Here is a 21,772-nt window from a genome sequence, read left to right on the forward strand (position 1 = left end):
TGGCGTCAAGAGGGCCGCCCCCCCCGTCTCAGAGCAGCTTCAGCATCGCCTCGGCGCCGGACGCCTCGGCCTTCGAGGGCGATTCCTCGACGTTGAGCACCTTCACCACGCCGTCGTCCACCAGCATGGAATACCGCTTCGAGCGGGTGCCGAGGCCGAAGCCGGTGCCGTCCATCTCCAGGCCGACGGCCTTGGCGAAGTCGGCGTTGCCGTCGGCCAGGAACTCGATGCCCTCGGCGGCGCTCGCCTTGGCCCAGGCGTCGAGGACGAACACGTCGTTGACGCTGGTGACGGCGATGGCATCGATGCCGCGCCCGAGGATCTCCTCGCGGTGCTGCACGAAGCCCGGCAGGTGGTTGCGGTGGCAGCTCGGGGTGAAGGCGCCGGGCACGCCGATCAGCACGATCCGCCGCCCCTTGAACACGTCGTCCGTGGTGCGCGCCATCGGGCCTTCGGGGCCGATCACCCGGAAGGTCGCCTGCGGCAGGTGTTCGCCGACCTGGATCATCTCTGGTCTCTCCGGTGGGGCGGGGCTCCCCCGCAGGGTCGGCTGTGACGTAGCGTGGCGGGCCCGACCTGTCGAGGCGCCCGCCCCGGGCGACGGGGCCGGGCGATCCGCGCCGCCGGCCACTTTGTCCGCTGGACAACGGCAGGGCGCGGGGCCAGCATGCGGACATGCCGACATCCCTTCCTCCCCGGCAGACCGCGCTCTCCGGCACGACCTTCCTCGACGGCCAGTTCCTGGTCGCGATGCCCGGGATGGCGGACGAGCGGTTCGCCCGCTCCGTGGTCTACATCTGCGCCCATTCGTCGGACGGGGCGATGGGAATCATCGTCAACAAGGCCGCCGCCGACATCAGCATGCCCGACCTGCTGGTGCAGCTCGAGGTGGCCCCGGAGGCGGACGCGATCCGCCTGCGCGAGCGCGTCGGCCACATGCCGGTGCTGATGGGCGGCCCCGTGGAGGGGCGGCGCGGCTTCGTCCTGCACTCGGACGACTTCCACATCGCCCAGTCGACGCTGATCATCGACGACGGCATCTGCCTCACCGCCACGGTGGAGATCCTGCGGGCCATCGCCAGCGGCGAGGGCCCGGCCAGCGCGGTGCTCGCGCTGGGCTACGCGGGCTGGCAGGCGGGGCAGCTGGAGAGCGAGATCATGGCCAACGGCTGGCTCAACTGCCAGGCGGATCCGAGCCTGATCTTCAACCCGGACCTCGAGTCGAAATACGAGCGGACGCTCCGTGGCAACGGCATCGACCCCGCCATGCTCTCGGCGAGCGTCGGGCGGGCCTGAGCGGGGGCGGCCTGACCGAAGGCACCACGCCGTCATCGCCCGCGGGGCGACGCCACCCGGGGCCACCCGGGGCCACCCGGCCGCCATCGGCGAACTCGTGACCTCGCCCGGCGATGACGGGGCGGATCCCCCCGGCGTGGGGCCTATTCCGGCTCCGCCGCGCCGCCGCCGACGTCGGGGTTCATGCCCTCCACCGCCGGCTTCGGGCGGGCCCGGCGCGGGGCGGCGGCGGTCACGGTGGGGGTGGCCGTGTTGGCGCCGAGGCGGGTGGCCAGCGCCAGGGAGCGGTTCTCGGTGAAGCGCAGGTGGCAGAAGCCGTGCGTGCCCTCGCGGGCGTAGCTCCGGCAGAACTGCTCCCGGTCGGCCGAGAAGGCCGCCTGCTCGGCCACGATCGGGCGCACGTCCTCCCGGCGGGCCCGCTGGGTCATCAGCTTGTAGTTGTCGCGCACCGACTTGTCGGCGACGCCCCGGGCGGCGTCGAACTCCGCGGCCCGGGGGATCAGGGTCGCCGCGGGCGGCCCCCACAGGCCGACGGGTGTCGTGGTGCAGTCGGCCGCGGAGAAGGTGCAGGTCTGGCCCGCATCGAGCGTCGTCACCAGCACGCCGCCCTCGGTCACGTCGAGGCGCAGGGGGCATTCCGCGGCGGGCGCCTCGAAACGCGGCACGCCCTCGGGCTTGCCGGACGAGGTCAGGGCGACCGGCTTGCCGCCCCCGAGCTTCACGCTGCACGATTCGGTCGGCTGGGAGATCTTGGTGCCCGGCAGGGTCACGGCGGCGGTGGTCCCAGTGCCGGCGCGTTCGAGCTTGAGGGAGCCCGTCGTGCCGTTGAGCTGGAGGTCCTGGCCGATCAGGCCGTCCTCGCTCACGGCCTTGAGCACCACCGGTGCCCGCGGCACGGGGGCGGGCCGGGCGGCCTCGGGGGCGGACTGGCCCGGCTCCTCGGGGACGCCCGCGGGGGGCACCGGGGCGCCCTCGGGCGGGCGCAGGGTCGGCGGCGGCGCCCGCTCCGGCTTGATGCCGAACAGGCGCTCGAGGAAGTTCTGCGCCTGCGCCGGGCCGGCGGGGACAGCCAGAACGAGGCCGGCCGCCAGGGCGGGGAGCAGGAGGATGCGGGTGGGACGGGGTGGGCTCGGGGGCAAGGACGGCTCTTGGGGTGTTCTTTTCCTGCGGGGCCGGTCACGATCCCTGGCGACCGGGTTAACACGCCATCGGTGGCGCGGACGTGGCAGCGGAGCAACAAATTACGGCTGTGCGGATGCGGTGTGACGGGGGCCGGGGTTGAAATTTCGAGGCGGGTGAACGCCCTGGCCATCCGGCCGTCCGCGGGCCCCCTTCCGCGCCGCCGGCCTCCCCAGGCTTCTTGCGGGGCCGTGCGGCGGTTCTTATATCGCCGACGACGCGGGATTATCCGCCGGATCTCGGCCGTTCGCGGCCCTTGATCCGGCCCGGGTCCCGTACTCACATCAGATGCGTCAGTCTCCATCGCGAGTTCTGAAATGCCATGGGCCGAGCTGCTCCGGGGCTCGGCGGTCTGCTTGAACGCGACAGAAGAGGGATCCCACCATGGGTAAAGTTATTGGTATCGACCTTGGCACCACCAATTCCTGCGTGGCCGTCATGGAAGGCACGCAGCCCAAGGTCATCGAGAATTCCGAGGGCGCGCGCACCACGCCGTCCATCGTGGCCTTCACCGACGACGGCGAGCGCCTCGTCGGCCAGCCGGCCAAGCGGCAGGCGGTGACGAACCCCGAGCGGACGTTCTTCGCCATCAAGCGGCTCGTCGGGCGCACCTACGACGACCCGATGACCCAGAAGGACAAGGGCCTCGTCCCCTACTCGATCGTCCGCGGCGACAACGGCGACGCCTGGGTCGAGGCCGACGGCAAGAAGTACTCGCCCTCGCAGATCTCGGCCTTCACCCTTCAGAAGATGAAGGAGACCGCCGAGTCGCACCTCGGCCAGCCGGTCACGCAGGCGGTCATCACCGTTCCCGCCTACTTCAACGACGCCCAGCGGCAGGCGACCAAGGATGCCGGCCGGATCGCGGGCCTTGAGGTGCTGCGCATCATCAACGAGCCCACGGCGGCGGCGCTGGCCTACGGCCTCGACAAGAAGAAGGCCGGCACCATCGCGGTCTACGACCTCGGCGGCGGCACCTTCGACGTCTCGATCCTCGAGATCGGCGACGGCGTGTTCGAGGTGAAGTCCACCAACGGCGACACCTTCCTCGGCGGCGAGGACTTCGACAACCGCGTGGTCGAGTACCTGACCGCCGAGTTCAAGAAGGAGCAGGGCATCGACCTGACCAAGGACAAGCTCGCCCTCCAGCGCCTCAAGGAGGCCGCCGAGAAGGCGAAGATCGAGCTGTCCTCGGCCACCCAGACCGAGATCAACCTGCCCTACATCACCGCCGACCAGACCGGGCCGAAGCACCTCGCGCTGAAGCTCTCCCGGGCCAAGTTCGAGTCGCTGGTGGACGACCTCGTCCAGCGGACGATCGAGCCCTGCCGCAAGGCGCTCAAGGATGCCGGCGTCTCGGCCTCCGAGATCGATGAGGTGGTGCTCGTCGGCGGCATGATCCGCATGCCGAAGATCCAGGAGGTGGTGAAGTCCTTCTTCGGCAAGGAGCCCCACAAGGGCGTCAACCCGGACGAGGTCGTGGCCATCGGCGCGGCGGTGCAGGCCGGCGTGCTCCAGGGCGACGTGAAGGACGTGCTGCTGCTGGACGTCACCCCGCTGTCGCTCGGCATCGAGACGCTGGGCGGCGTGTTCACCCGCCTGATCGACCGCAACACCACGATCCCGACCAAGAAGTCCCAGACCTTCTCCACGGCCGAGGACAACCAGAACGCGGTGACGATCCGGGTCTTCCAGGGCGAGCGCGAGATGGCGGCGGACAACAAGCTGCTTGGCCAGTTCGACCTCGTCGGCATCCCGCCGGCCCCCCGCGGCATGCCGCAGATCGAGGTGACGTTCGACATCGACGCCAACGGTATCGTCAACGTGACGGCCAAGGACAAGGCGACGAACAAGGAGCACCAGATCCGCATCCAAGCCTCGGGCGGCCTCTCGGATTCGGACATCGAGCGGATGGTGAAGGACGCCGAGGCCAACGCCGAGGCGGACAAGCGCCGCCGCGAGCTGGTCGAGGTGAAGAACCAGGGCGAGAGCCTCGTGCACTCCACCGAGAAGTCGGTGAAGGAGTACGGCGACAAGGTCTCGGCTGCCGACAAGGGCACCATCGAGACGGCCATCGCCGCCCTGAAGACCGCGCTCGAAGGCGAGGACGTCGAGGCGATCAAGGCCCGCACCACGGACCTGATGCAGGCGTCCATGAAGCTCGGCGAGGCGATGTACGCGGCGAGCCAGTCGGCCGGGCCGGAGGGCGCGGCTTCGCCCGAGGCCGGCGCGGAGAAGAAGGACGACGTGATCGACGCCGACTTCCAGGAAGTCGACGACAAGGATCAGAAGAAGCGGGCTTAATCGCCACGCTGGTCTGAAACTTTGCGGGGCCGGAGCGATCCGGCCCCGTCTTCGCTTGTGCGGGCCCGCGCTCTCCGTCATCCGGAAGGGATGGTCGGGGCGGCGTTCGTCGGGCTCGGACGCGGACGAAGAGGCACCTGAGGGCAGGGATGTCGAAGCGGGACTATTACGAGGTACTGGGGGTCGCCAAGACCGCCACGGAAGGCGAGATGAAGGTCGCGTTCCGCAAGCTCGCGATGACCTTCCATCCCGACCGCAATCCCGGCGACAAGGAAGCCGAGATCAAGTTCAAGGAAATCAACGAGGCCTATCAGTGCCTGTCCGACGGGCAGAAGCGCGCCGCCTACGACCGGTTCGGCCATGCCGCCTTCAGCCAGGGCGGCGGGGGCGGGCCGGGCTTCGGCAACGAGTTCGGCGACTTCATGTCGGACATCTTCGACAACTTCTTCGGCGACGGCCGCGGGGCGGGGCCGGGCGCCGGCCGCCGCAGCGCCACGCCGGGGCGCGAGCGCGGCGCGGACCTGCGCTACAACCTCGAGATCTCCCTGGAGGAGGCCTTCGCCGGCAAGGCGGAGACCATCAAGATCCCGACCTCGATTACCTGCGAGACCTGCTCCGGCAGCGGCGCCAAGGCCGGCTCCAAGCCCCGCCCCTGCACGACCTGTGGCGGCTACGGCCGGGTGCGGGCGGCGCAGGGGTTCTTCGCCATCGAGCGGACCTGCCCGAACTGCCACGGCCGCGGCGAGATCGTGGACGACCCCTGCCCGAACTGCCACGGCGCGGGCCGGGTCAACCGGGAGCGCACGCTCTCCATCAACGTGCCGGCGGGGGTCGATGACGGCCTGCGCATCCGGCTGGCGGGGGAGGGGGAGAGCGGCGTCCGCGGCGGTCCGTCGGGGGATCTCTACGTATTCCTCTCCATCAAGCCGCACGAGTTCTTCCAGCGGGACGGGGCCGACCTGTTCTGCCGGGTCCCGATCTCGATGGTGACGGCCGCCCTGTCGGGGGAGATCACCGTGCCGGTGATCGACGGCTCGCAGACCCAGGTGCGGATCCCGGCGGGCACGCAGACGGCCAAGCAGTTCCGCATCAAGGGCAAGGGCATGCCCGTGCTGCGCTCGCGGGAGGTCGGCGACCTCTACATCCAGGTCTTCGTGGAGACCCCGCAGAGCCTCACCAAGCGGCAGCGGGAGTTGCTGCTGGAATTCGACCAGTCGGCCTCGCCGGAGAATCATCCCGAATCGGCGGGGTTCTTTTCCAAGGTTCGCGAGTTCTTCGGGGGCGCCGCGAAGGCATGACGGGGCGGCACGCCCCGCGCAGGTGGCGCGCCGCCGTGGCGCACATGCCCTAGGCGGCGCCCCGGCCGGACGATAAGAACCTTTTCAGCCGTCGCTCCTTTCACCGCATTGGGAATCCAGGACTTGCCGCCGCTGCGCCATTCCAGTGCAAAGGTCTCCGGGCTCGAAGGCCGGCTCCGCGGGCCCCGACGCGATCCGCTGGAGGACGAGGCGAGGTTCCTGCGCTCGTGGCTCGAGCGGCCCCTGGTCACCGGGGCGGTGACGCCCTCGGGCCGGATGCTCGCCCGGACCATGGCCTCCTACATCGATCCGCAGCAGGACGGGCCGGTGATCGAGCTCGGGCCGGGCACCGGCCCGGTGACGGAGGCGCTGATCCGCCGGGGCGTGGCCCCCGAGCGGATGATCCTCGTGGAGTTCAACCCGGATTTCTGCCGCCTGCTGGCCCGGCGCTTTCCCGGCGTCACGGTGATCCGGGGGGACGCCTACGACATCCGCGCCACCCTCGGCCCGGTGCTGACGGAGCCCGGCGCGGCGACGATCTCCAGCCTGCCGCTGTTCACCAAGCCCCTGGAGCAGCGCCTCGACCTGCTGAACGCCGCCCACGACCTGATGCGGCCGGGCTCGCCCTTCGTGCAGTTCACCTATGCCGTGGTCCCGCCGATCCCGGCCAAGTGCGAGGCGGGCAGCTACACGGCGGCGCCGTCCAACCGGGTGTGGCTCAACCTGCCCCCCGCCCGGGTGTGGGTGTACCGCCGGCCCTAAAGCCGAGGCGTTCGCCGTCCCGGCGCACGACGCGGCCGGGACGCGCCACGTCCTGCGGCGGCCCGCAGCCCTGGGTCGTGTCGCTTCCGTTCGCGATGACGGGGAGGTGCATCCGACGCCCATCGTCTTTGCGAGCGCGAGCGAAGCAATCCAGCCGCGCCCCGTCTTGCGGCGGCCCGCAGCCCTGGGTCGCGTCGCTTTCGCTCGCGATGACGGGGAGGGGCGCCGGACGCCCGCCGTCTTTGCGAGCGAGAGCGAAGCCATCCAGCCGCGCCACGTCCTGCGGCGGCCCGCAGCCCTGGGTCCCTTCGCTCGCGGTGACGACCGAGGGGGTCTTAGCCGAACTGCTCCCGGAGGATCCGCTCGTCCAGGCTGTGCCCCGGATCGTGCAGGAGCACGAGCTGCGTGGTGCGGTCGAGGGAGGTCTCGACCGTGCAGACCCGCCGGAACTCGGTGTGGTCGGCCACCGCCGCCACGGGCCGGTGGGCGGCGTCCAGCACCTCGATCCGGATGCGGGCGTAGTCCGGCAGCAGCGCCCCGCGCCAGCGCCGGGGGCGGAAGGCCGAGATCGGGGTGAGGGCGAGCAGCTTCGCGTCGAGGGGGAGGATCGGGCCGCCCACCGAGAGGTTGTAGGCCGTCGAGCCCGCGGCGGTGGCGCAGAGCACCCCGTCGGCGATGAGCTGCTCCAGGCGCACCTGCCCATCGACGGAGATCTTCAGCTTGGCGGTCTGGTGGGTCTGGCGCAGGAGGTAGACCTCGTTGATCGCCCGCGCCCGGTGGGCGCGCCCCTCGGTGTCGGTGGCCTCCATGAGCAGCGGATGGATCACGCTGCGGTGGGCGTTCTCCAGCCGCTCGCGCAGGTCGTCCTCGCCGAACTCGTTCATCAGGAAGCCGACCGTGCCGCGGTTCATGCCGTAGATCGGCTTCGGCGCGTCCATGAAGCGGTGGAGCACCTGCAGCATCAGGCCGTCGCCGCCGAGCGCCACCACCACATCCGCCTCCTCGGGCGGGACATGGGCGTAGCGCCGCATCAGCAGGGCGGCGGCCTCGCGGGCGTCCCGGGTCGGGCTCGCCACGAAGGCGATGGTCTTGCTGCGCATGGCGCTAGGTCGGGCCGGGCCGGTGCGTCGGGGTCACGTCGGGGGGCTCCCAAGCTGTCGAGCGGACCCGCCCGGTTGACGTCGGCCGTCGCGGAGCCCCACTCAGGCGCAGCGCAGGATGGAGGCATAGCATGGAGCGCCCGCTCCTCGTCTACACTACCTTTCCCGACGAGGCCTCGGCCCTCAACATCGGCGAGGCCCTGGTGCGGGAACGGCTCGTCGCCTGCGTCAACGTCCTGCCGGGGATGCGGTCGGTCTATGCCTGGAAGGGCGCCGTGGAGCGGGCGCACGAGGTGGTGGCGCTCCTCAAGAGCCGCGAGGGCCTGAAGGACATCCTCTTCGCCGCCGTGAAGGCCCGCCACCCCTACGACACGCCCATCCTGTTCGCCCTGCCGGTGGCCGAGGCCGACCCGGACACCCTGGCCTGGATCCTGGAGGAGACTCAGGCCCCGCCGACCGGGTAGCTCCGCCCCTTCCACGTCGCCGCCCCGGCGCGCTCCCGGCGCAGGAGGACGTTCCACTGGATCGCCAGCGCCACGGCGACGGAGGCCGGGTGCAGGGGGATCGTCGCCGCCGGCTCGCAGGTCGCGCGGGTGATCGCGGCGCGGGTGGCGAGCGACAGGCCGAGCGCCACCGCGCTGAGGACCGTGGCCTCCGGCGGCAGCAGGCCGACGAGGCCGGCGATCAGCAGCGGCAGGGGAAGCAGGTGGCCGAGGCCGAGCAGCGCCGTCCAGAGGGGGAGGGCGCGGGGGGTGGCCAGCCCCTCGTGGGCGTTCTTCGAGAATCCGGCCCAGGCGGTGGCGAACCCGTCATACATTCGGCAGGTGGCGAGCCCGGCCCCCGCCACGAGGTCGGTGCGGTAGCCGGCCCGGCGGAAGATCGGGGCGAGGCGCACCCCATCGTGCAGGAAGGCGCGCACCGCCCCGTGGCCGCCGGTGGCGGCATAGGCCTGCGCCTCGAACAGGACGAGTTGACCGCAGGCGGTGGCGAGCGAGGGGTTCGGCAACCGCCGCATCAGCGGCACCGGCAGGTAGCCGACGAGCAGGAAGTTGATCATCGGCACGGTCAGGCGCTCGCCCAGGGTGTCCATCCGCTGGCGCGGCACCGCGCTGACGAGGGCCGCCCCGGTGTCGCGGGCCCGGGCCGAGAGGGCGGCGGCGGCCTGCGGGGCGAGGGTCACGTCGGCGTCGATGAACAGCAGCCGCTCCCCGCGGGCGAGGCCGGCGAGGTGGGCGCAAGCGTGGTTCTTTCCGGTCCAGCCCTCGGGCAGGTCGGGCACCGGGGCCAGCCGCAGGCGGGGATCGCCGATGCCCGCCACGATGGCGGCGGTGGCGTCGGTGGAGTGGTCATCGCCGACGATCACCTCCACCGGCACGCCGGTGCTGGCGAGCGCCGCCCGCACCGTGCCCGCGATGTTGCCGGCCTCGTTGCGGGCGGGGATCAGGATCGAGACGAGGCCGTCGCCCGGGGCGGGCGCGGGGGTCTTCAGGGCGAGGAGGTTGGCGGTGGCGACGGCCGCCGGCAGCAGGGCCACGATCACGCAGAGCAGGGCGAGGAGGGTCAGCATCGCCGCACTCATTCCCCTGCGCTGCGGTGGGCGGGGTCGAAGCGCCGGCCGCGCAGGCGGGCGGCGGCGGCTCGCCACAGGTCGTAGAGCCCGCCCACGCCCTTCCGGCCCGCGAGGAGGGGGCGGAACCGCGCCGGCTCCCGGCTCATCACGTCGGCGCCGAGGCGGTCGAGGGTGTCGGCCAGCGCGCCTTCGAGGCGGGCGAGGCGCTCCGCCCGGGGCAGGGCGGCCAACTCCGACCCGGCCAGCGGCGGCCCGAAGGCGGCGAAGGCCTCCGCCCCGCGCTCGTCCCAGAAGGCGTATTCCAGGGCCAGCGGCACGAACAGCGCGTCGGGGGACAGTTCCGGCAGGCGGGCGACGCCGGGGCGCAGGCCGAGGGGGCGGACGCGCACGTCCTGAAAGCGCCCCTGGGCGGTGATCCACAGGGTCGCGCCGGGCCGGGCGAGGATGGCGCGGGCGGCGGCGAGGAACTGCGCCCCGCCCCGGGGGGAGTCGAGGTCGACGCCGAAGGCCCCGAGGCGCGCGAAGATCGTGTATTTCGCGAGCATCGCCGCGTCGAACGGGGCGCGGTGGTCGCGGCCGGGGAAGAGCCGCCCGGCGAGCGCCAGGATCACCGCCGCGTCCCACCACGCGGGGTGGTTGCAATAGATCACCACAGGGCCGGGGTGGCCCGTGGCGGGCGGGGCGCTCCACAGGGGCAGCCTCAGCCCGTCGAGGTGCTTTCGCAGGTAGCGGACGAACCACCCCACCATGAACCGCCAGAGGCCGGGGGAGACGGGCGGCACCTGGGTCCCTCCCCCCCTGCGCCGCAGGGCACCCTCCCCCACGGCGGGGGGAGGGAGGGGGCCGTGGCCGGTCACGCCGACTTCCGCTCCTCGCCCGCGCCCTGCCCGCGGGCATCCGCGTCCAGGGCGTCGGCGGCGATCCAGCCCGACATCATCACCATCGGCATCCCCGGCCCGGGATGGGCGGCGCCCCCGGCGAGGTAGAGGCCGCGGACCTGCCGGGAGCGGTTGCCCGGCTTGAACGCCCCCATCACCTTGCCGTGCGAGGCGAGGCCGTAGATCGCCCCGTTCAGCACCTTGTAGCGCTCGTGGATGTCCTGCGGCGTCAGGTGGCGCTCCACGACGATCCGGTCCTCGAGGTCGGTGAGGCCGGCGGTGCGCTTCAGCTTGTCGAGGATGGTGCGGCGGTAGTTCTGGAACAGCGGCCCGTCGGGGCGCCAGTCGTGGTGCGGGCGCAGGTACGGGGTGTGGACCAGGACGTAGAGCGCCTCGCCGCCCTCGGGGGCGACCGAGGGGTCGGTGGAGGAGGGCGCCGCGAGGTAGGCGGTGGGGTCCGGGGCGGGCTCGCCCTTGCGGTAGATGTAGTCGAACTCCTCCTCCGGATCGCGGGAGAAGACGAAGTCGTGGTGGTTGAGGTGGTCGTAGCGCTCCTTCAGGCCGAGGTAGAGCACCACGCCGGAGCAGGCCGGCTCGGGGTTCTTCTTCGCGTAGGACTTGCCCGCGTCGCCGCCGACGAGCTCCTTGTAGGTGCGCACCGAATCCATGTTGGAGATCACCGCGTCGTAGGACGCGCTGCCCTCCGTGGTGCGCACGCCGCGCACCGCGCCGCCGGTGGTGTCGATGCCCGTCACCTCGACGCCGGGCTTCAGGGTGGCGCCCTGTTCCTCCGCCAGCTTGGCGAGCCCTTCGGCCACGGCCCGGGTGCCGCCCATCGGGTACCAGACCCCCTCGGCCGTCTGCATGTGGGCGATGGCGCAGAGCACCGCCGGGGCGCCGTAGGGCGAGGAGCCGACATATTGCACGAAGTGGTCGAGCATCTGCGCGAGCCGCGCATCCTTGACCTTGCCGCGGATGGTGGAAGCCACCGAGGCATGCATCCTGAGCGAGAGCACGTCCCGCAGGGTGCCGGGGTTCATGTTCTCCCGGAGGTTGATGGTGTCGAACAGGTCCTCGACCGGCTTCCAGAAGAAGAACTTCTCCGAGACGCCGTGCAGGTGCTCGGAGATGGCGATGAACTTCTTGTAGCCCTCCCCGGTGCCGGGGGCGAAGCGGTCCATCACGCCGGCCATGGTCGGCACGTCCTGCATCAGGTCGATGCGGGTGCCGTCCTCGAAGAAGCAGCGCCACTGCGGGTCGAGCCGGCGCAGGTCCATGTAGTCGTGGACCGAGCGCCCGGCCTCGGCGAAGATCCGCTCCAGCACCCGGGGCACGGTGAGGATGGTCGGCCCCATGTCGAAGCGGAAGCCGCCCTCGTGCAGCACCGCGGCCTTGCCGCCGAGCCAGCCGTTCTTGTCGTAGACGGTGACGCGGTGGCCCCTCGCCGCGGCGACGCAGGCGGCGGCGAGGCCCCCGAGCCCTGAGCCGATCACCGCGACCCTCGAATCCTGGCTCATGAAATGGGCACGCTCCCCGCGGGCGGGACGGACGGCCCACCCTTTCGAGTGAAGCTAGACGCGGAGGGGCGGGGGTCAACGCGCCCTGCCGTCGCGGAGGGCAGCATCCCCCGCCTTTGTCTCCCGCCGCCCCCCGCCCCCCGCACCCGGCAGGGGCAGGGCCACCGCCCCCGCGGGGGCGCCGCCCGACCATCGGCACACGGCCGGAAGACCGATCCGCGATCCCGCACGGTCTCCGCCGCGGACGGTGCATGGAAATATAGCGCCAAGCAGCCGCTTCACCCTTCTTTCAGCATGCGCCGCTAATTCTACCTAAAATTGAGAGGACGGCGTGCAATGCTCGCTAACGTAACTATCCGCACGCGCTTGATCGGCGCGCTGGCGATCCTGCTGGTCATCGTCGGCGGCCTGGGGACTTTCTCCTACCTGCGGCTGTCCGCCCTCGGCGCGGCGACGGACGAGCTCGGCTCCAACACGGTGCCCTCCACGCGCATCCTCGGGCGCTTGGCCGCGGATTTCGAGGCCCTGCGCAGCCGGCAGCTCGCCTACCTCGTCTCCGGCGAGGAGCGCCGGCCCCAGTCCCTGGTGAGGCTGCGCGCGAGCCTTGCCGAGATCGACAAGGACCTGGCGGAGTACGCGCCCCTCGTCAGCCCCGGGGAGGACGCCCTGTGGGCCGCCGTGAAGGCCAGCGTGCCGGCCTATGCGACGATGACGGGGGAGTTCCTGCAGCGTCTCCACAGCGGCGACGGCCCGGGGGCGAGGGACTTCCTCCTCGACGGGATGCTCCCGGCCCTCAACGCGGCGCGCGCCGCCGTGAAGGCGGACGTGGCCTTCAACGACACCCTGGGGCGCCGGAGCGCCGAGGACGCGGCCCGGCTGGGCGCGAGCGCCGCGACCGCCATCGCCATCGTCATCGCCGTCGCGGCGGCGATCACCCTGGCGGTGGGCTGGATGTCGGTGGCGACGATCTCCCTGCCCATCCGCCGGATGGCGGCGCTGATGGAGACGCTCGCCCGGGGTAACGCGACGGTGGCCGTGCCCCACACGGGCGAGCGCAGCGAGATCGGCGCGATGGCCTCGGCGGTCCAGGTGTTCAAGGACAACCTGATCCACACCCGCGCCCTGGAGGAGGAGACGGCGCAGGCCCGCCTCGCCGCCGAGGCGCAGCGCAGGGCCGGCATGCGCCAGATGGCGGACGGGTTCGAGGCCGCGGTGGGCGGCATCATCGGCATGGTGGGCGCGTCCGCGACGGAGCTGCAGGCCACCGCCCAGACCATGACCGCCACGGCCACGGAGACGGCGAGCCAGTCCACGACGGTGGCCGCCGCCGCCGAGGAGGCCGCCTCGAACGTCAACACCGTGGCCGCGGCGGCCGAGGAGCTGGGCTCGTCGGTGCAGGAGATCGGGCGGCAGGTCAGCGGCTCGGCCGAACTCGCCCGCCTCGCGGTGGGCGAGGCCGACCGCACCGGCGCCCTCGTCCAGGAACTGAGCACGGCGGTCTCGCGGATCGGCGACGTGGTGGGGCTGATCTCGACCATCGCCGGGCAGACCAACCTCCTCGCCCTCAACGCCACCATCGCGGCGGCCCGGGCGGGGGCGGCGGGCAAGGGGTTCGCGGTGGTGGCCGCCGAGGTCAAGACGCTGGCCGAGCAGACCGCCCGGGCCACGGGGGAGATCTCGGGCCAGATCGCGCAGATCCAGGCCTCCACCGGCCACGCGGTGACCTCGATCGGCGGCATCACCGGGCGGATCCGCGAGATCAGCGCCGTGGCGACCTCCATCGCGGCGGCCGTCGAGGAGCAGGGCGCGGCGACGCAGGAGATCGTGCGCAACGTCGGCCAAGCGGCCATCGGCACCGGCGAGGTGACGGGCAACATCGCCGGTGTGGCGGACGCGGCGGAGGAGACCGGCGCGGCGGCGAGCCAGGTGCTGAGCGCGGCCTCCGAGCTGTCCCGCCAGTCCGAGCACCTCGCGGGCGAGGTCGGGCGCTTCCTCGCCACCGTCCGCGCGGCCTGAGGCCGGGGCGGCGGACGGTCAGATCGTCCGCCGCGACACCGCCGCCAGGGCGACCCCGAGGGCGGCGAGGGCCACGGCGGCCAGCACGGCGAGCGCCGGCAGGGCGGCGGCGAAGCCCTCGCCCAGGGCCGCCTGGTAGGCCTCGATCGCCCAGGCGTTGGGGGTCAGCCAGCCCACCTCCTGCAGCCAGGGCGGCATCAGGAAGCGGGGCACCATCGAGCCGCCCACGGCCGAGAGGAGCAGGACGCCGAAGGTCGCGGCCAGGTGCGCCTGCTGGCGGGTGGCGGCCAGCGCGCAGGCGGCCAGCGCCAGCCCCGCCGCCATGGCCGAGACGAGGAGGCAGGCGGCGAGGAAGGCCGGCCAGTGGGGGCCGATCTCGACCCCGTAGAGAAGCCCCGCGGCGAGGAAGATCAGCCCCGCCTGGATGACCCCCTGCAGGGTCAGGAAGCCGAACTTGCCGAGCACCACCACCGGCAGCCCGCCGGGCCCGGCGATCAGCCGGTCGCTGAGGCCCGATTCGCGCTCCTCCACCAGGGACAGCGCCCCCTGCATCGCGGCGAAGAGCAGGAACACGGCGGTGATGGCGCCGGCATAGTAGCTCACCCGCGCGTTCGCGGTGCCCGAGGCGGTGCTCACCCGCTCCACGAGGCTGGCGAAGGAGAATGGCTCCTTCCTGGCCCGCTGCTCGGCGAAGGCCCCGTCGAGGAAGCGGCGCTCGTCCGGGCCGATCTTGCCGCTGCGCTCCACGTCGGCGATCACCCGCGAGAGCACCACGTCGGGCAACGCCTCGTTCAGCACCCGCTGGAGCTGGCCGAGCGCGATGGGCGTGGCCAGGGCCTTGGCCGGGTTCTCCACCAGCACGATGGGCTGGTCGGCCACCGCCGGGGCGTCGTCGGAGCCTCGGGCGATCAGGTCGCCGCGGAGCGCCAGGGCCACGTCCACCTCGCCCGAGCGCACCGCCCGCGCCACCCCGTCGAGGGTGCCCGCGGGAAGGCGCGTGACCCGGAGCGAGGGGTCGTCGGTCAGCGCGTCCACCAGCCGGTGGGTGGCGGGGGTGTTGGCGAGGTCGGCCACGCCGAGATGGATGCGGATCCGGTCGCCGATGGCGCCGGAGAAGATCGCCGCGAAGATCGAGAAGATCACCGTGGGCAGCACGAAGGCCATCACCAGGGCCGCCCTGTCGCGCGCCAGCGAGAGCAGCATCACCCGGAACGCGGCGCCGATCATCGGGCGAGCCTCGCTGGGGGGCAGGGCCCCGTCCGTTCTCGCCGCAGGCGGGGAGGGGGCGGTCCGGCCCCGTCCCGTCCGCAGGATGCGCGCGTGCCGTTCACAGGCCCTGCCCCCCCGCCGTCAAGGGCCGGGCGGCGGCCTCCGCCTCCCCGACGCCGCGGGGGCGCAGGGCTTCGAGGTACAGGGTCTCCAGGCGGGGCGAGCGCACCCGCACCTCGCCCACCGGCACGCCCTGCGCCCGCAACGCCCCGAGGAGGGCCGCCCCGTCGAGGCCGGATCGCTCGGCCGTCCGCCAGCGCAGGCCGTCCGCCCCGGCGGGGGTGAAGCCCGCGCGGCGCAGCACCGCCTCGGCCGGGGCGTCGGGCGCCGCGTCGAGGATCAGGTCCCGCTCCGGCGGGCCGGTGCGCAGGCGGGCGAGGAGGTCGGCCAGCCGCCCCTCGCGCACGATCCGGCCCTGGGCCAGGAAGGCGACCCGGTCGGCCAGCCGCTCGGCCTCGGGGAAGTCGTGGGTGGCGATGAGGATCGCCGTGCCCTGCTCCCGCAGGCGGTGCAGCACCGCGTGGATCGCGGCCCGGGCGGCGAGGTCGACGCCGTTGGTGGGCTCGTCGAGGAGCACGAGGCCCGGCCGCCCGATCAGCCCGGCGGCGATGTTGGCCCGGCGCTGGTAGCCGCCGGAGAGGGTCGCCACCACCCGGCCGGCGACGGGGGCGATGTCGGCGAGCGCCAGGGCCCCGTCGACGGCCGCGCGGCGCTCCCGCCGGGGCACGCCGGCAAGCTGGGCGAAGACCGACAGGTTCTCGGACACGGTGAGCCGGGGATAGAGCGCGATCTCCTGCGGCACCCAGCCGACGGTCCGGCGGGCGGCGCTCACCCGGTGCGGGTCCGCGCCGCCGACCCGCACCGTGCCGGCGGCGGGGGCGAGGCGCCCGGAGACGAGGCGCATCAGCGAGGTCTTGCCGGCCCCGTTCGGCCCGAGCAGGGCCAGGGTCTCCCCGGCGTCGAGGGCGAGGTCCACCCCGTCGAGCACCGTCCGCCCCCGCAGGGCGAGGGCGACGCCGGAGAGGACCGCCACCGGCCCCATGTCGCTCAGCGCCTCGGCAGGGCGCGGACGAGCCGCACGCGGATCAGGGCGCCGGGCTCGCGCAGGGCGAAGGCGGCCTCGCGGAAATCCGGCCTCGCCCGGCGGCCGGATTCGCCGGAGAAGCCGTAGGGTTCGAGGGGCAGGCCGAGGCCGGTGCGATCGAGCTGGCCGTTGCGGTTGGTGTCCTGGAAGGCGGCCACCGCGTAGGTGCCCGGCGCCACGTCCCGGAACAGGAAGCGTCCGCTCCCGTCGCCGCGGTCCCCCTGGCCGCAGGCGTCGCCGGAAAGGCCGCCCTGGCAGAGGGCGACGAAAACCGGCCCGCCGCCGGCCTCCACACCCTCGATCTCGACCTGGACCGCCGCCGCCTCCGCCCTCGCCGGCAGGCCGGCGAGCAGGGCGGCGGCGCAGAGACACGCGGCGGCGGGGCGCCTCAAGACGCCTCGCCGGGGGCGGCCAGGGGGGCCGTGTCCGGCACGCCGGCACTCTCGGCGGCGCGGGCGCCGGCCAGCTCCTCGATGAGCAGGCGGGCCGAGATGCGCGCGCCCTCGTAGATCACCGGCAGGCCCGAGCCCGGATGGGTGCCGCCGCCGACGAGGTAGAGCCCCGGTCCGAAGCGGTTGTGCGGCCGGAACCACAGCATCTGCCGCAGCTCGTGGGAGAGGTTGAAGGTCGCCCCTTCGTGGACCGCGAAGTCGCTCTCCCACTGGGTCGGGTCGATCACCCGCTCGTAGCGGATGCGGTCCTCGATGTCGGTGAGGCCGAGGAGCTTCAGCCGCTCCAGGGCGAGCGCCCGGTAGGAGGCGCGGATCGAGGGCCAGTCGATCCCGGCCTTCAGGTTCGGCACCGGCACCAGCACGTAGAGGGCGGTGTGGCCCGGGGGGGCCATGCCGCCATCGGTGTAGCCCGCATGCTGGACGTAGAGGGACGGCTGCATCGGCAGCGTCCCCTCGGTGATCTCGCGGATGTTCTGCTCGTAGTTCTCGGCGAGCAGGATGGTGTGGTGCGACAGCCCCGGGGGCATTTTGCCCTCGATGCCGAGGTAGAGCATGAAGGTCGAGCAGGAGAGCCGGGCGTCGGCGATCTTGGCGTCCCGCCAGCGCGGGCGCCGGGCTTCCGGCACCAGGGCCTTGGCCACCTTGGCGAAGTCGCCGTTGATGACCACCGCGTCCATCCGCAGGGTCTCGCCCCCCACCACGACGCCGCTGGCCCGCTCGCCGTCGAAGGTCACGCGCTCGACATCGGTATTCAGCCGCACATCGACGCCCATCCGCCGGGCGAGGCCGGCCATCGCCTCCGAGACCGCGCCGCAGCCGCCGACCGGGTGGTAGACCCCGTGCTCGTATTCGAGGAACGAGAGGATCGTGAACAGGCTCGGGCAGCGGAACGGGCTCATCCCGAGATATTTGGTCTGGAACGAGAAGGCGAGGCGCACCCGCGGGTCCGCGAAATGGCGCTTCAGCTCCCGGTCCACGCTGCGGCCGGGGTGCAGGTAGGGCAGGGCGGCCAGCATGGCCGGGCTCATCATGCTGAAGAAGCGGTGGAACGGCTGCGACAGCACCGGCTTGAAGAATTCGAGCTTCTTCCGGTTCTCCGTGAAGAACTTCTTGACGTTGCGCGCATCGTCGGGGGCGAGGCGGGCGATCTCCGCCTCCAGCCGGTCGAGGTCGCCGGTGGCGCGGATCTCGCCGGAGATGCCGCCCTCGCCCTCGAAGACGAGGTGATATTGCGGATCGAGCCGCTCCAGCTTCACGTGGTCTTCGAGGCGCTCGCCGCAGCTGGTGAAGATGTCGGCCAGGATCTGCGGGTAGAGGAAGAAGGTCGGGCCGATGTCGAACTTGTAGCCGCCCGGCGCCTCGACGGTCTTGGTGCGACCGCCCACCTGCCCGTCCTTCTCGAACAGGGTGACGTGGATGCCCGCCCGCGCCAGCAGCAGGGCAGTGGCCAAACCGCCCGGGCCGGCGCCGACCACAGCGACCCGTCGCCCGGACAGCGCCCTCAACCCTTCCCGCGCCTGAAGCAACGCCACCGACTCCCGATCCGTCCTTGGAACCTTCGTGCTAAGCTAGACTGACATCCCCCGGCGGCAATTGCAGCCCATTGTCGCGTGCAGATGTCCGGTGGGCACGACTTTTCCGTGCGCTCACCGCCGCGACGACAGCCGCCCCTGCGCCCGGGCCACCGCGTGCAGGGCGATGCCCGCGGCCGTGGCGACGTTGAGCGAGTCGAAATCCGCCGCCATCGGGATGCGCAGGGCGCGCGCCCGGCCGAGGAGGCCGGGGGCGAGGCCGGGGCCCTCCGTGCCGAGGAGCAGCAGGGCGCGCCGGGGCAGGGGGCGGTCGCCCAGATCCTCCCCCGCGCCGGGGCTGAGCGCCAGGGCGTCGAGGCCGAGCCGGTCGGCGAGCGCCAGCCAGTCCGTACCCTCCGCGAGGCGGGCGAAGGGGGTGATCAGGGCCGCCCCCGCCGAGACGCGGATCGCCTTGCGGTACAGCGGGTCGCAGGTCGCGGCGTCGAGGAGCACGGCATCCGCCCCGAAGGCCGCCGCGTTGCGGAAGGCGGCGCCGACATTGTCGTGGTTGGTCAGCCCCGCCAGGGCGAGCACCAGGGCCGGCGCCGGGGCGGGGGGCACCAGGGCGGCGGGCGCGGGCTCCTCCCCGCGCAGGCCGATGGCCAGCACGCCCCGGTGGATCGGAAAGCCCGTCACCGCGCTCATCACCGGCTTCCCGGCCACGTAGACCGGCGCCGGGCAGGCGGCCAGCGCCCCGGCGAGGCCGGGCAGACGCTCGGGGGCGAGGAGCAGCGATTCGGTCCGGAAGCGCGAGCGCGGGCCGAGCAGGAGCCTCACCGTCACCTCGCCCTCCGCCACGAACCGCCCGGCGCGGCCGACGAGGTCGCGCTCGCGCATCCGGGCATAGGGGTCGAGGCGGGGGTCGGCCGGGTCGGCGACGGTCTCGGCCGTCGCCGCCTCAGGCGTCACTGGGGGCGATGCGGCTCTTCTCCATCCGCGCGGCGAGGGGGTCGGCCTCGGCGCGGGTCGGCACCTTCACCCAGGCCTCCCCGTCCAGCACCGCCTCGCCGCCGACGGCGCAGAGGCAGGCCAGCCGGGCGCGGCGGCGCTCGGGGATCAGCTCGGCCACCGTCACCGTCACGTCCACGGTGTCGCCGATCCGCACGGGCGCGCGGAAGTTGAGGGTCTGCGAGATGTAGACCGCCCCCGGCCCCGGCAGGCGTGTGCCCAGCACCGCCGAGATCAACCCGGCCGTGTAGAGGCCGTGGGCGATGCGCGTGCCGAAGGGCGTGCGCGCGGCGAAGTGCTCGGACAGGTGGATCGGGTTGCGGTCGCCGGTGATCTCGGCGAAGCCGACCACGTCGGACGAGGCGATGGTCTTCGACAGGGTTTCCGACAGACCCAGTTCCAGGTCCTCGAAATACAGGACGCGCAGTTCCGGCAGCATGGCTCGGCAGGACCTCCGGTTGCGGCCGCTCTGGCGTGTCGGCCTCTTCCCCTAGGGCGTCGCACAGGCGCGCGCCCGAATCCACCCGGACAAAGGCGCAAGTTTCTTGAGCGGCCCCGAGACTTTTCTGAAGGCCCGCGCCTCGACAGGGCCGCCGCGGCAGGACAAGACGCCCCCCGTGCCGCCCGAACCCGCCCGCGCCATGCCCCCCACCAGCCCTCCGGCCACCCTGCGCCCGGTGGTCGCCCGCGTGGCGGCCCTCAACCTCGGCTATTTCGGGATCGAGATCGCGGTCGCCCTGGCGATCGGCTCGGTCTCCCTCGTCATGGACAGCCTCGATTTCCTGGAGGACGCGGCGCTCAACCTGCTGATCGTCGCCGGGCTCGGCTGGAGCGCCCGGAACCGGGCCCGGCTCGGGACGGGCATGGCCTTCCTCCTCCTCCTGCCGGCGCTGGCGGGGGCCTATGCCGCCTACGAGAAGGTCTCGGACTTCACGCCGCCCGCCCCGCTGCCGCTGGCGCTCACCGGGCTCGGCGCGCTGGCGGTGAACCTCACCTGCGCGCTGATGCTCGCCCGGCACCGGACCGGCTCGGGGAGCCTCACCCGCGCCGCCTACCTGTCGTCCCGCAACGATGCCTTCGCCAACCTCGCGATCATCGCCGCCGGGCTCGTCACCGCCGTCATCCCCTCGCCCTGGCCGGACCTGATCGTGGCGGCGGGGATCGCGGTGCTCAACGCCGATTCGGCCATCGACATCCTCCGCGCCGCGGCGGCCGAGCGCCGGGCGGCCCGGTGAGGCGACGCATGCGCATCTTTCCCCTCTCCGACCTGCACCTCGAACGCCGCCGGCTCGACCTGATCGCCCTGCCGGAGGCCCCGTTCGACGTCCTCGCCTGCGCGGGCGACCTCTACGAGGGGCATCCCGAACGGGGGCTCGCGGCCCTGCTCCACCTCGCCCAGGGGCGGCCGGTGGTGCTGGTGCCGGGCAACCACGAGCACTACGCGCCGACCGGCGACGCCCGCACCGCGCCGGAGCTCCTCGACGCCCTCGCCCGCGAGGTCGCACGGCTGAACGGCCTCGGGGGGCAGATCCACCTGCTGCGGGGCGGGGCGCGGACGGTGATCGACGGCGTGCGCTTCCTCGGCACCACCCTGTGGAGCGACTGGACCCTCGCCGGCCGCTGGCTCCGGGAGGACACGCCCCAGCGCCCGGCCGATCCGGTGGCCTACGCCGCCGCGCGGATGACCGACCCGGTGACGGGCTCGCGGGAGTATCGCGGCGCGATCCGCCGGCCGGACGGCAGCCCCTGGCAGCCCGCCGACGCCATGGCCGCCCACTTGGCCGAGCGCGAGGCCCTGCGCGCCGCCCTGGCGGTGCCCCACGAGGGGAGGACGGTCGTCGTCACCCACCACCCGGCGAGCGCCCTCGCCGCCGACCGGTTCCGCGACGCCCCCGGCGTGCCCTGGTGGGTGCCGGCCTTCTACGCGACGACGGTGCTGGACGATCTCCCCGACGAGGGGCGCCCGGACCTCTGGGTCTCGGGCCACTTCCACGCCGGCCACGACATGACCCTCGGCCGCTGCCGCTGGGTGGCGAACCCGGTCGAGGGGGGGACCTACCGGGCGGATTTCGTGGCGGAGGTGTAGGCGGCCCCTGCCTCGTCTTTCGGAGGGGGGCGTCCCGCCGGTCGGAATCACGCGCGCCGCGCGCATCCCTCCCCCGCAGAGGGGGGAGGGGGCGCCTCATTCGGTCAGCTTCGCCGGTCGGAAGCACGCGCGCCCCCCCCGCGAGCATCCCTCCCCCCTTTGCGGGGGAGGGTGGCCCCTGCGTCAGCAGGGGTCTGGAGAGCGGAGCCCACCCCCGGGAGAGACATAGGCGCAGCCACTCTTTCCCGACACGACGCGCTGCCGCTCTGACCGGCGAAGCTGACCGAATGAGGCGCACCCTCCCCCGCCGAGGGGGGAGGGATGCGCGCGGCGCGCGTGATTCCGACCGGCGGGACGCCCCCCTCCGAAAGACGAGGCAGGGGCCGCCTACACCTCCGCCACGAAATCCGCCCGGTAGGTCCCCCCCTCGACCGGGTTCGCC

At 73.0% G+C, this 21,772-nt stretch carries 20 protein-coding genes; 8 read left to right on the plus strand and 12 right to left on the minus strand.

From position 1 onward, the window contains the following. Positions 1-28 precede the first annotated feature (28 nt). Complete coding sequence (locus MKK53_RS05545) at positions 29-508, minus strand: peroxiredoxin (RefSeq protein ID WP_243927645.1); 480 nt, start codon at positions 506-508, stop codon at positions 29-31. A 167-nt stretch (positions 509-675) separates the two neighbouring features. Here MKK53_RS05545 and MKK53_RS05550 point away from each other — a divergent pair, with 167 nt between their 5' ends. Then, positions 676-1,296, plus strand: coding sequence for a YqgE/AlgH family protein (locus MKK53_RS05550; protein WP_243927648.1), 621 nt, complete (start codon positions 676-678; stop codon positions 1,294-1,296). Positions 1,297-1,439: 143 nt separating this feature from the next. On the opposite strand, the gene MKK53_RS05555 is transcribed toward MKK53_RS05550, so the two are convergent. Further along, positions 1,440-2,435, minus strand: coding sequence for a hypothetical protein (locus tag MKK53_RS05555; RefSeq protein WP_409564275.1), 996 nt, complete (start codon positions 2,433-2,435; stop codon positions 1,440-1,442). Positions 2,436-2,859: 424 nt separating this feature from the next. Here MKK53_RS05555 and dnaK point away from each other — a divergent pair, with 424 nt between their 5' ends. The 3 genes from dnaK to MKK53_RS05570 all read left to right on the plus strand — a co-directional run bounded on the left by dnaK (position 2,860) and on the right by MKK53_RS05570 (position 6,839). Next, entirely contained in the window at positions 2,860-4,779 is a 1,920-nt protein-coding gene (dnaK, locus tag MKK53_RS05560; RefSeq protein WP_243927650.1) for a molecular chaperone DnaK, read from the plus strand. A gap of 149 nt (positions 4,780-4,928) precedes the next feature. After that, positions 4,929-6,077: a molecular chaperone DnaJ gene (gene dnaJ / locus MKK53_RS05565; RefSeq protein WP_243927652.1), complete on the plus strand. Its 1,149-nt coding sequence runs from the start codon at positions 4,929-4,931 to the stop codon at positions 6,075-6,077. A 123-nt stretch (positions 6,078-6,200) separates the two neighbouring features. Further along, positions 6,201-6,839 (plus strand): class I SAM-dependent methyltransferase, encoded by a 639-nt coding sequence (locus MKK53_RS05570; protein WP_243927654.1) that lies wholly within the window; start codon positions 6,201-6,203, stop codon positions 6,837-6,839. 335 nt (positions 6,840-7,174) lie between these two features. On the opposite strand, the gene MKK53_RS05575 is transcribed toward MKK53_RS05570, so the two are convergent. Further along, entirely contained in the window at positions 7,175-7,939 is a 765-nt protein-coding gene (locus tag MKK53_RS05575; protein ID WP_243927656.1) for an NAD kinase, read from the minus strand. A gap of 131 nt (positions 7,940-8,070) precedes the next feature. Between MKK53_RS05575 and cutA the strand changes: the two genes are divergently transcribed. Beyond that, complete coding sequence (cutA, locus tag MKK53_RS05580; RefSeq protein WP_243927659.1) at positions 8,071-8,403, plus strand: divalent-cation tolerance protein CutA; 333 nt, start codon at positions 8,071-8,073, stop codon at positions 8,401-8,403. Here cutA and MKK53_RS05585 read toward each other — a convergent pair. The 3 genes from MKK53_RS05585 to MKK53_RS05595 form a co-directional block, all read right to left on the minus strand. Continuing rightward, positions 8,382-9,506, minus strand: a complete 1,125-nt coding sequence (locus MKK53_RS05585; protein WP_409564276.1) for a glycosyltransferase — start codon at positions 9,504-9,506, stop codon at positions 8,382-8,384. The two genes, cutA and MKK53_RS05585, sit on opposite strands and share 22 nt — an antisense overlap. 8 nt (positions 9,507-9,514) lie before the next feature. Further along, complete coding sequence (locus MKK53_RS05590; RefSeq protein WP_243927680.1) at positions 9,515-10,258, minus strand: lysophospholipid acyltransferase family protein; 744 nt, start codon at positions 10,256-10,258, stop codon at positions 9,515-9,517. A gap of 104 nt (positions 10,259-10,362) precedes the next feature. Then, complete coding sequence (locus MKK53_RS05595; protein WP_243927663.1) at positions 10,363-11,904, minus strand: phytoene desaturase family protein; 1,542 nt, start codon at positions 11,902-11,904, stop codon at positions 10,363-10,365. A gap of 336 nt (positions 11,905-12,240) precedes the next feature. Between MKK53_RS05595 and MKK53_RS05600 the strand changes: the two genes are divergently transcribed. Then, entirely contained in the window at positions 12,241-13,920 is a 1,680-nt protein-coding gene (locus tag MKK53_RS05600; RefSeq protein ID WP_243927665.1) for a methyl-accepting chemotaxis protein, read from the plus strand. Between the two features lie 18 nt (positions 13,921-13,938). Here the strand turns inward: MKK53_RS05600 and MKK53_RS05605 are convergent, their stop codons facing one another. The 6 genes from MKK53_RS05605 to croR form a co-directional block, all read right to left on the minus strand. Continuing rightward, on the minus strand, positions 13,939-15,147 hold the full coding sequence (locus tag MKK53_RS05605) for an ABC transporter permease (protein WP_243927667.1): 1,209 nt from the start codon (positions 15,145-15,147) through the stop codon (positions 13,939-13,941). A gap of 100 nt (positions 15,148-15,247) precedes the next feature. Continuing rightward, positions 15,248-16,231: an ABC transporter ATP-binding protein gene (locus MKK53_RS05610; RefSeq protein WP_243927670.1), complete on the minus strand. Its 984-nt coding sequence runs from the start codon at positions 16,229-16,231 to the stop codon at positions 15,248-15,250. A gap of 5 nt (positions 16,232-16,236) precedes the next feature. Further along, a complete protein-coding gene (locus MKK53_RS05615) occupies positions 16,237-16,665 on the minus strand; it encodes a DUF2141 domain-containing protein (protein WP_243927672.1) in 429 nt (142 codons plus the stop codon). After that, positions 16,662-18,251, minus strand: a complete 1,590-nt coding sequence (gene crtI, locus MKK53_RS05620) for a phytoene desaturase family protein (protein ID WP_243927682.1) — start codon at positions 18,249-18,251, stop codon at positions 16,662-16,664. Before crtI ends, MKK53_RS05615 begins: the two co-directional genes overlap by 4 nt. A 120-nt stretch (positions 18,252-18,371) precedes the next feature. After that, a complete protein-coding gene (locus tag MKK53_RS05625) occupies positions 18,372-19,133 on the minus strand; it encodes a TrmH family RNA methyltransferase (RefSeq protein ID WP_243927684.1) in 762 nt (253 codons plus the stop codon). Positions 19,134-19,194: 61 nt separating this feature from the next. Then, the gene (gene croR / locus MKK53_RS05630) at positions 19,195-19,683 is read right to left on the minus strand and encodes a 3-hydroxybutyryl-CoA dehydratase (RefSeq protein WP_243927674.1); all 489 of its coding nucleotides are present in this window, start codon (positions 19,681-19,683) and stop codon (positions 19,195-19,197) included. A gap of 202 nt (positions 19,684-19,885) precedes the next feature. Between croR and MKK53_RS05635 the strand changes: the two genes are divergently transcribed. Together MKK53_RS05635 and MKK53_RS05640 are read left to right on the plus strand one after the other, a co-directional pair. Continuing rightward, positions 19,886-20,479, plus strand: coding sequence for a cation transporter (locus MKK53_RS05635; protein WP_243927686.1), 594 nt, complete (start codon positions 19,886-19,888; stop codon positions 20,477-20,479). A gap of 8 nt (positions 20,480-20,487) precedes the next feature. Further along, positions 20,488-21,330 (plus strand): metallophosphoesterase, encoded by an 843-nt coding sequence (locus MKK53_RS05640; protein ID WP_243927676.1) that lies wholly within the window; start codon positions 20,488-20,490, stop codon positions 21,328-21,330. The last annotated feature ends 442 nt before the right edge of the window (positions 21,331-21,772 follow it).

Origin of the sequence: Methylobacterium sp. J-076 (assembly GCF_022829405.1) — a bacterium.
GTDB lineage: Bacteria > Pseudomonadota > Alphaproteobacteria > Rhizobiales > Beijerinckiaceae > Methylobacterium.

Bases quoted from the DNA above. Each gene is read 5' to 3' on its own strand.
- MKK53_RS05550 (WP_243927648.1), top strand. From the start codon at position 676: ATGCCGACATCCCTTCCTCCCCGGCAGACCGCGCTCTCCGGCACGACC.
- MKK53_RS05585 (WP_409564276.1), bottom strand. From the start codon at position 9,506: ATGCTGACCCTCCTCGCCCTGCTCTGCGTGATCGTGGCCCTGCTGCCG.
- MKK53_RS05625 (WP_243927684.1), bottom strand. From the start codon at position 19,133: ATGCGCGAGCGCGACCTCGTCGGCCGCGCCGGGCGGTTCGTGGCGGAG.
- MKK53_RS05600 (WP_243927665.1), top strand. From the start codon at position 12,241: ATGCTCGCTAACGTAACTATCCGCACGCGCTTGATCGGCGCGCTGGCG.
- MKK53_RS05635 (WP_243927686.1), top strand. From the start codon at position 19,886: ATGCCCCCCACCAGCCCTCCGGCCACCCTGCGCCCGGTGGTCGCCCGC.
- MKK53_RS05610 (WP_243927670.1), bottom strand. From the start codon at position 16,231: ATGGGGCCGGTGGCGGTCCTCTCCGGCGTCGCCCTCGCCCTGCGGGGG.
- MKK53_RS05575 (WP_243927656.1), bottom strand. From the start codon at position 7,939: ATGCGCAGCAAGACCATCGCCTTCGTGGCGAGCCCGACCCGGGACGCC.
- dnaJ (WP_243927652.1), top strand. From the start codon at position 4,929: ATGTCGAAGCGGGACTATTACGAGGTACTGGGGGTCGCCAAGACCGCC.
- MKK53_RS05590 (WP_243927680.1), bottom strand. From the start codon at position 10,258: ATGGTGGGGTGGTTCGTCCGCTACCTGCGAAAGCACCTCGACGGGCTG.
- dnaK (WP_243927650.1), top strand. From the start codon at position 2,860: ATGGGTAAAGTTATTGGTATCGACCTTGGCACCACCAATTCCTGCGTG.
- MKK53_RS05595 (WP_243927663.1), bottom strand. From the start codon at position 11,904: ATGAGCCAGGATTCGAGGGTCGCGGTGATCGGCTCAGGGCTCGGGGGC.
- MKK53_RS05640 (WP_243927676.1), top strand. From the start codon at position 20,488: ATGCGCATCTTTCCCCTCTCCGACCTGCACCTCGAACGCCGCCGGCTC.
- MKK53_RS05545 (WP_243927645.1), bottom strand. From the start codon at position 508: ATGATCCAGGTCGGCGAACACCTGCCGCAGGCGACCTTCCGGGTGATC.
- MKK53_RS05605 (WP_243927667.1), bottom strand. From the start codon at position 15,147: ATGATCGGCGCCGCGTTCCGGGTGATGCTGCTCTCGCTGGCGCGCGAC.
- croR (WP_243927674.1), bottom strand. From the start codon at position 19,683: ATGCTGCCGGAACTGCGCGTCCTGTATTTCGAGGACCTGGAACTGGGT.
- cutA (WP_243927659.1), top strand. From the start codon at position 8,071: ATGGAGCGCCCGCTCCTCGTCTACACTACCTTTCCCGACGAGGCCTCG.